Source organism: Falsiroseomonas sp. RANM36 (assembly GCF_056682175.1).
Map to the genome: position 1 here is coordinate 368,189 of NZ_JBWXTD010000004.1, position 9,077 is coordinate 377,265.

General features: G+C 74.8%; 1 protein-coding gene. It reads left to right on the forward strand.

The window, feature by feature from the left end:
* Positions 1-193 precede the first annotated feature (193 nt).
* Positions 194-8,887 carry a hypothetical protein gene (locus tag AC1MIR_RS15525; protein ID WP_480029095.1) on the forward strand — a complete coding sequence of 2,898 codons (8,694 nt, stop codon included), beginning with the start codon at positions 194-196 and terminating at the stop codon, positions 8,885-8,887.
* Positions 8,888-9,077: the final 190 nt, after the last annotated feature.

A 9,077-nucleotide genomic window follows, 5' to 3' on the forward strand; every position in this document is an offset into this window, starting at 1 on the left:
GCCCCGCCGCCCCGGCGGGGGGGGGTCCGCGCCGCGCCCCGCGCGCCCCCCCCCCGGCGAGGCGGCGCCGCTCGTCCTGCCGATCACGGAGATCGTCACGGAGACCGTCGCGCCGGACCTTGCACCGCCCGCGCCCGAGCCGGATCGCGACGGCGACGCGGAGCCCGCCACGCGCCAGCCGCCGGCGCCGCAGGTGGATGACGGCACGCGGATCGAGGGCGAAGGCGGCGGACGCGAAGACAGCTGGATCACCATCGCGGCGCGCTTCGCCAGCGCCGACGTCGATGGCTCCGAGCGGCTGCTGGACACCGTGCGCATCGAGGGCGTGCCGCAGGGCGCGCTGCTGTCGCTCGGGCGGGAGATCGAGGCGGGCGTGTGGGAAGTCGGCACCGCCGATCTCATGGCCGGTCGCGTCGCGATCCTGCCGCCGGCCGAAAGCGACGCGACGATGCGCCTGACGCTGCGCGTCATGGCCGAGGACCTGGATATCGGCGGGCGCGACCTGCGCGAGCTCACCGCAACGGCCGAGATCCGCGTCGCGGCGGTCGCCGATGCGCCGCTGGCGCGTGCGGGCGACGCGGCGGGCGAGGAGGATCGCGCGATCGCGCTCGACCTCGCCGCGGCGCTGACCGACACCGATGGCTCGGAAACGCTCGCCTTGCTGCTGCTCGGCGTGCCGGAGGGTGCGGTGCTCTCGGCCGGAACGCGCAACGCGGACGGCAGCTGGGGCCTGGATGCGACCGATCTGCCAGGCTTGTCGCTGACGCCGCCGCGCGACTTCTCGGGCGCGATTGCGCTGACCCTGCGTGCCACCAGCACGGAGACGGCGAATGGCGATGCCGCGACGGTGGAACGCGCCTTCGCCGTGCAGGTCGCCGCGGTGGTGGATGGCGGGACGATCGCGGCCGAGGCGGCCGGCCGGGAGGATCAGCCGATCGGCCTGGCCGTGGCCTTCGCGCCGCTGTCGGACCCCTCCGAGCGCTGGGACGACACCGCGCTGATCCGCGGCGTGCCCGTGGGCGCGGCTTTGAGCGCGGGCGAGAATCTCGGCGACGGAACCTGGCGCGTGGATCGCGGGGCGCTGGAAGCGGGACGCATCGCCATCACCCCGCCGCAGGACAGCGATGCGGCCATCGCGCTGACGGTCGAGGCCCGCGTGATGGAAGCCGATGGCACGGCCGCAACGATGACCGCCGCGCTGCGCGTCGCGGTCGAGGCGGTGGCGGATGTACCGTATGTCGCCGCGGCTTCTGCCGTCGGCGCCGAGGACAGCGCCATCGCACTGCATCTCTCGGCCGCGCTCATCGACAGCGACGGGTCCGAGAGCCTCGCGCTGCTGCTGCTCGGCGTGCCGGAGGGCGCCACGCTCTCGGCCGGTGCGCGCAACGCGGATGGCAGCTGGAGCGTGACAGCGGCCGATCTGCCCGGCCTGGCGCTGACGCCGCCGCCGAACTTCTCGGGCGGGATCGCGCTGACGCTGCGCGCCACCAGCACCGAGGCGGCGAATGGCGACCAGGCGATGCGCGAAGCCACCTTCGACGTCACGGCCGCACCGCGCGCCGAAGCGGATGCGACGTTGACCGCCGGCGGCAGCGGGGCCGAGGATTCCTGGATCCCGATCGCCGCGAGCTTCGTCACCGCCGACACCGACGGATCGGAGCGGCTGGCGGAGACGGTGCTGATCGAAGGCGTGCCGGACGGCGCGCTGCTGAACCAGGGATCGCCGCTCCATCCCGGCGTGTGGTCCGTCTCCCAGGCGGCGCTGCTTGCGGGCGAGGTCGCGCTGCGGCCGCCGCCCGATTCCGACGCGACCATCGGTCTGACGATCACCGCGACGCTGCTGGACGACAGCGCGGGCGGGGCGGATATGCGGATGCTGACGGCGCGCGCGGAGATTGCCTTGGCGGCGGTCGCCGATGCACCGCTGGCCTCGGCTGCCGATGCCGCGGGGGAGGAGGACAGGGCGATCGCGCTGTCACTGTCCGCGGGCCTTTCGGACACGGACGGATCGGAAACGCTGAGCCTGCTGCTGCTCGGCGTGCCCGCGGGCGCGACGCTCTCGGCCGGCACGCGCAATGCGGATGGCAGCTGGAGCCTCCAGCGGTCGGACCTCGCCGGGCTCGCGCTGACGCCGCCGCGCGACTTCGCCGGCAGCATCGCGCTGACGCTGCGCGCCACCGGCACAGAATCGGCGAATGGCGATGCCGCGACCGTCGCGCGCGATTTCGTGGTGCAGGTGGCGGCCGTGCTGGACGGCGCGACGCTCGAGGCCACCGCCTCGGGCGCGGAGGACAGCGCCATCCCGATCCGCGCGCGCTTCGGCGCATCGCCCGACGCATCCGAAGGCTGGGACGATACGGCGCTGATCCATGGCGTGCCGGCGAGCGCACGCCTCGGCGCCGGCGAGGATCTCGGGAACGGCACCTGGCGCGTGGACCGCGCGGCGCTGGCGGAAGGGCGCATCGCCATCACCCCGCCCGCCGACAGCGACGCCCCCATCGCACTCACCGTCGAGGCCGTGCTGCGCGACACGGAGGGCAACGGTGCGGCGAGGACAATCACCACTGACGTGACCGTGCAGGTCGCGGCGGTGGCCGATGCGCCCCTGGCAAGCGCCGCCGATGTGGCGGGCGAGGAGGACAGGGCGATCCCGCTCGCGCTGTCGGCCGCGCTTGCGGACACGGACGGATCGGAAGCGCTCACCCTGCTGCTGCTCGGCGTGCCGGAGGGCGCGACGCTCTCGGCCGGCACGCGCAACGCCGACGGCAGCTGGAGCCTCGACGCCGCTTCGCTGGCGACACTGAGCCTGACGCCGCCGCGCGACTTCGCCGGCGCGATCGCGCTGACGCTCCGCGCCACCAGCACCGAGGCGGCGAATGGTGATGCTGCGACCGTGGAGCGCCCCTTCACCATCAACGTCGCGCCGCGCGCCGATGCGGCGGCGGTCAGCGCCGGCGGCGCGGGCAGCGAGGATGGCTGGATCGCGATCCGCGGTACGCTCGCCACCACCGACCGCGACGGCTCCGAAAGCTTCGGGCCCGATCTCACCGTCGCCGGCGTGCCGAGCGGCGCGCGGCTGAGCCATGGCACCGAGACCGCGCCGGGCACCTGGTCCGTGCCCCGCGCCGTCTTCGAGGCGGGCGATCTCGCGATCCTGCCGCCAGCGAATTCCGACGCCGACATCACGCTGCGCATCGGCGTGACGGTGACGGATGGCGCCGACAGCCGCGTGACGGACGCGAATGCCAGCATCGTCGTGCGCGCCGTGGCCGACGCACCGACGGTGCAGGTGGCGGACGCGCAGGGCAACGAGGACACGGCCATCCGGCTTGCCGGCCTCGGCGGCGCGCTGACCGATACGGATGGATCGGAGACGCTTTCGTTCGTCATGACCGGCCTGCCTTCGGGTGCGAGGCTTTCCGCCGGCACAAGGAACGCGGACGGATCCTGGACGCTGACGCCCGCGCAGCTGGCGAGTGTCTCCGTCACGCCGCCGGCCAACTTCTCCGGCAGCATGAATCTCTCCCTCACAGCCGTCGCGACGGAGGCACGGGACGGCGCGCCGACCGCGCGCAGCACCGCCGGCTTCACCGTCTTCGTGGACCCCGTCGCCGATGCCGGACGCATCACCGGCAGCCGTAGTGGCGCCGAAGACAGCTGGATCCAGCTCCGGCCAAGCTACAGCACGCCCGACGCCGACGGTTCCGAAACCTGGTCGGCGACGACGCGCGTGGCCGGCGTGCCCGAGGGCGCGGTGCTGAACCGCGGCACAGATCTTGGCGGCGGCACATGGGAGGTCTCGACCAGCGACCTACGGGCCGGCCTGGTCTCGATCCGCCCGCCGCCAGACAGTGACGCCGACTTCACCGTGACGCTGCGCGCCACGCTGTCGGATGCCGGCAACGGCAAGGTCGCAACGCGCGAGATCGCGGGCAGCTTCGCGGTCACGGTTCGCGCTGTCGCCGACGCGCCGCTTGCCACGGCTGCGGATACCGCCGGGTCCGAGGACACGGCCATCGCGCTCGACCTCTCCGCCGCGCTGGCGGACAAGGACGGGTCGGAATCGCTCGCGCTGCTGATCCTCGGCGTGCCGGAGGGCGCAACGCTCTCGTCCGGCACACGCAACGCCGACGGCAGCTGGAGCGTCACGGCCGCCGATCTCGCCGGGCTTTCGCTAACACCGCCACGCGACTTCTCGGGCAGCATCGCCCTGACGCTGCGCGCGACCGCCACCGAGGCGCGGGACGGCACGAGCGCGACGGTGGAACGCCGGTTCGCGGTGCAGGTGGATGCGGTCGCGGACGCCCCGACGCTGCGCGCCGGCCCGGCGATGGGCGCGGAGGACGGCGCCATCGCGCTGCGCCTCTCCGCCGCCACCACCGACAGCGACGGGTCGGAACGCATCGCCGCCTTCCGCATCCGCGACCTGCCCGATGGCGCGGTGCTGCGCGCCGGCGGCGCGGTGCTGGCGCGCGAGGCCGATGGCAGCGTGCTGGTGGATGCCGGCGCGGCGCCGACGCTGACCGTCACACCGCCCCGGGATTCCGACGCCGACTTCACCCTGCGCATCACCGCCATCGCGCAGGAGCCGAATGGCAGCCGCGCGGAGAGCGCGCCGCGCGACCTGCCGGTGCGGGTGGATGCGGTGGCGGATGCACCGGTCTGGCTGCGCGTCGGCGCCGCGGGGGCGGAGGATGCGCCCATCCCGCTCGAGCTCTCGGCGCGGCTTGCGGATACGGACGGGTCGGAGCGGCTGAGCTACGTGATCTCCGGCGTGCCGGATGGCGCGGTGCTCTCCGCCGGAAGCTGGCGCGGGCCCGGCAGCTGGTCCCTCACGGCGGAGGAAGCGGCAGGGGTCACGCTGACGCCGCCGGCCGATTTCAGCGGCACCATCACACTGACGGCGACGGCGGTCGCGCAGGAGACGCATGGCGGGTCGCAGGCGCTGGCGACCGTCAGCTTCCCGGTGCGCGTCGCATCGGTGATCGACAGCACCGGCTGGTCGGCGACGGCGCGCGGCGCGGAGGATGCGCCGATCGCGCTGAACTTGGCCCCGCCGCTGCGCGACCGGGACGGGTCGGAGCGCATGATCGGCGAGGCGCTGGTGGAGGGCATCCCGACGGGCGCGGTGCTGCGGCTGGCCGATGGCAGCGTGGTGGACACGAGCGTCGGCACGGCGCGGATCGCCGTGGAGCACCTGGCGGGCGTCACGATCACCATGCCGCAGGACAGCGACGTCGCGGCGCGGCTCGCCGTGACGGTGACGGTGGCGGAACCGGACGGCACCAGCGCGGCGCTGCGCGGCGTCGTCACCGTGGACCCGGCCGGCGTGGCGGACATGCCGGCGCTCAAGGTCGGCGGCGTCACCGCGGAGGGACATGGCAGCAGCGATCCAAGGCAAGGCTGGATCGCGCTGCCGGTGGATGCCGCCCTGGCCGACACGGACGGCTCCGAGAGCCTGCATGTCTGGATCCGCGACGTGCCGACCGGCTTCGTGCTCTCCGCGGGCGTGGCGGCGGGCGATGGCGCCTGGCTGCTGCGCGAGGCGGAGTTGCCCGGCCTGCAGTTCCGCCCGCCCGCGGGCTATTCCGGCGACGCCGCATTGCGCGTGCAGGCCGTCGCGGTCGAGCGCGAGGGCGACCGGGCGATGGAGACGGCGAAGCTGGAATTGCGCGTCGCACCGCCCGCCGATGGCGGCGGGGATGGCAAGGGCGACGGCAAGGGCGGCGGCGGCGGCGAGGCTGGTCCGGTCGCGCCGGCGCTTTCGGTCGCGGCGGCGAGCGGCCGAGAGGACGAGAAGCTGCCGCTGCAGGTCAAGCTGAAGGAGGCGGCGGAGGGCACGACGCTCACGGTGCTAGTCACCGGCCTTCCGCCCGGCGCGCGCCTCTCGGCCGGCATCCTCGATCCCGAGCGCGACACCTGGGTGCTGCGGCCGGAGGAGCTGGACGGCCTGCTGGTGATCCCGCCCGCCGACTTCGCGGGCAGCATCGTGCCGCGCGTGACGGCCATCGCGATGGACGGCACCGGCGCAATCGCCAGCACCGTGCAGGACACGAAGCTCGACTTCGAGGCGGTTGCGGATGGCCCCGCCATCTCCGCCGCGCCCCCCGCGGCGGCCGAGGACGCGACCATCCCGCTGAACCTCCGCATCGCGGGCGCCGACGCGGATGGCAGCGAGAGCGTCGTCGCGGTGACGCTCTCGGGCCTCTCGGCCGGCGCCCGCATCGCGCCGGCGCCCGGCATCGCCGACAATGGCGACGGCACCTGGACGGTGGACCCCGCCGCGGTCGGCGCGGTGCGGCTGATCCCGCCGGAGAACGCGCACGGCACCTTTGGCCTGACGGTCACGGCGACGGTGCGCGAGGCCTCCAACGGCGCGACCGCCACGGCCTCACGCGCGGTCGGCGTCACGGTCTCCCCTTCGCCGGACGCGCCAGCCGTGGCCGCGGCCGATGCCGCGGGCACGGAAGACCAGCCGATCGCGCTCGCGCTCTCCGCCGCGCTGCTGGATCGCGACGGGTCGGAGGTGCTTTCCGTGGTGGTGTCCGGCCTGCCGGAGGGCGCGCGGCTCTCGGCCGGCATCAACAACGGCGATGGCAGCTGGACGCTCACGCCCGCGCAGCTTTCCGCGCTCACCGTGACGCCGCCCGCCGACTGGTCCGGCACCATGGACCTCACGCTGCACGGCCATGCGATGGAGCGCAGCACCGGGCAGGTCGCCACCACATCCCTGCCCTTCCGCGTCTTCGTCGCCGGCGCCGCCGACGCGCCGCTGGTGGATGCCGCGAGCACCGCTGCCGGGCGGGAGGACACGGCCATCGCGCTCGACATCGTCGCGCGCCTGACCGACACGGACGGGTCGGAGGCGCTCACGCTCGTCGTCACCGGCGTCCCGGCGGGCGCAAGCTTCTCCGCGGGCCATGCCAATCCGGATGGCAGCTGGACGATCCCGGGCGCGGCGCTGCCGGCGCTGGCCTTCACCCCGCCGCCGAACTTCGCCGGCACCTTGCGGCTCGACTTCGCCGCGACCGCGACGGAGGCCGATGGCGATGCGGCGGCGACGCGCTTCGCGATGACGGTCGCCGTGGACCCGGTGGCCGATGCGCCGCTGATCGCGCTGGCCGGCGTGACGGGCGCGGAGGATAGCGCGATCCCGCTGCCCATCGCGGCGACGCTGGCCGACACCGACGGGTCCGAAAGCCTGGTGCGCTTCGTCGTCGCCGGCGTGCCGGCGGGTGCCGCGCTGTCGGCCGGCACGCGCGGCGCGGATGGCGCCTGGACCCTCACGCCCGCCGAGGCGGCGGGGGCCACGCTGACGCCGCCGCCGCACTTCTCCGGCCGCCTCGACCTCACCGTCACCGCTGTCTCGCGCGAGGCGGCGACCGGGGAGGAGGCGTCGCGCAGCGCACCACTGGGCGTGACCGTGACGACCGTGGCCGATGCGCCGAACCTGGCGCTCACGCCGGCAAGCGGCGCGGAGGACAGCGCCATCGCGCTGCCCATCGCGGCGACGCTGGCCGATGCGGATGGTTCGGAAAGCCTGGTGCGCGTCGTGATCGCCGGCGTGCCGGAGGGGTTCGCGCTCTCGGCCGGTACGCGCGGCGCGGACGGCGCCTGGACGCTGCGGCCGGAGGAGGTCGCAGGCCTGCGGCTGACACCGCCGCGTGACTGGGCGGGCAGCCTGGACCTGACCGTCAGCGCGGTCTCGCGCGAGGCGGAGACCGGCGAGGAAGCCAGCAGCAGCGCCACGCTGCCGGTGACCGTGACGGCCGTGGCCGATGTGCCGCTGCTCGCCGCGGCGGATGCGCTGGGCATCGAGGACAACGCCGTCGCGCTCGATCTCTCGGTGCTGCTGGCCGACACGGACGGATCGGAACGCATCGCCGCCATCGCGCTGGGCGGGCTGCCAGCCGGCTTCGCGCTGTCGGCCGGCACGCGGCAGGGCGACGGCACATGGCGCCTGGCCGAAGCGGAGCTTGCGGGGCTGCGGCTGGTGCCGCCGGCGGACTGGAACGGCACGCTTGCGCTCACGCTCTCCGCCACGACGCAGGATGGCGCATCCACGACGACCGCGACGCGCGGCTTCGTGGTGACCATCGCGGCCGAGAACGACGCGCCCATGCTCACCCTCTCCGCGGCACCGCAGGCGGCCGTGGGGCAGGAACGCGCCGCCTTCCTCGCCGATGCCGCGATCGCGGATGTGGACAGCCCGCGCATGGGCGGCGCGACCATCACGCTCTCCGGCGCCGAAGCGGGGGAGCGGCTGGTCTTCGAGGGCTATGAGGTGCGAGAGCAGGATGGGCGCAGCCTGCTCGGCGACACCGGCATCGAGATCGCCCGCGCGCCCGACGGCACCGTCACCCTCGCCGGCACGGCGGAAGCGGGCCTCTATGAGCGCGTGCTGGAATCGCTCGCCATCGAGAAGTCCGGCGGGCTCGGGGCCGGCACGCGCGGCATCGCCGTGACGCTGCGCGACGCGGACGGTGCCGCCGCGACGACGCAGCATGTGGCGATCGAGGTGCAGCCTTCCTTCATCGCCGGCGGCGCGCCCGATGCGGTGCTGCAGGGCACGGCCGGGCATGACAGCTTCCAGGGCGGAACCGGCAACGAGACCATGCGCGGCGGCGACGGCGCGGACCTGTTCCTCGTCATGGCCGGCGGCGGCAACGACCGCATCGAGGGCGGCACCGGCAGCTGGATCGACACGGTGGAGGTGCGCGGCGCGGGCGCGCCCGGCGAAGGCGGATGGACGCTGGCGCTCGACGCCGATTTCGGCATGACGCAGGGCGAGCGCGCCTTCGACTTCGCGCAGCCCGCCTCCGGCTCCATCCACTTCGCCGACGGCACGCAGGTGGAACTCGCGCAGATCGAGCGCATCACCTGGTAGCGGGCGGTGGATCCTGCATGACCCAGCGCCGGATCTCCGCGCCGTGCTCGTCGAGCGCGGGCGCGGGGCGGCGCACGGCGGAGGGCGTGTCCTTCAGTCGCACCGCGGGCGCGAGGGTGCGCCGGCCGGCCCGGCCCCCCGCGCCCCCCCCCCCGGGCACCCCCCCCGCCCCACGCCCCGGGGGGGGCCC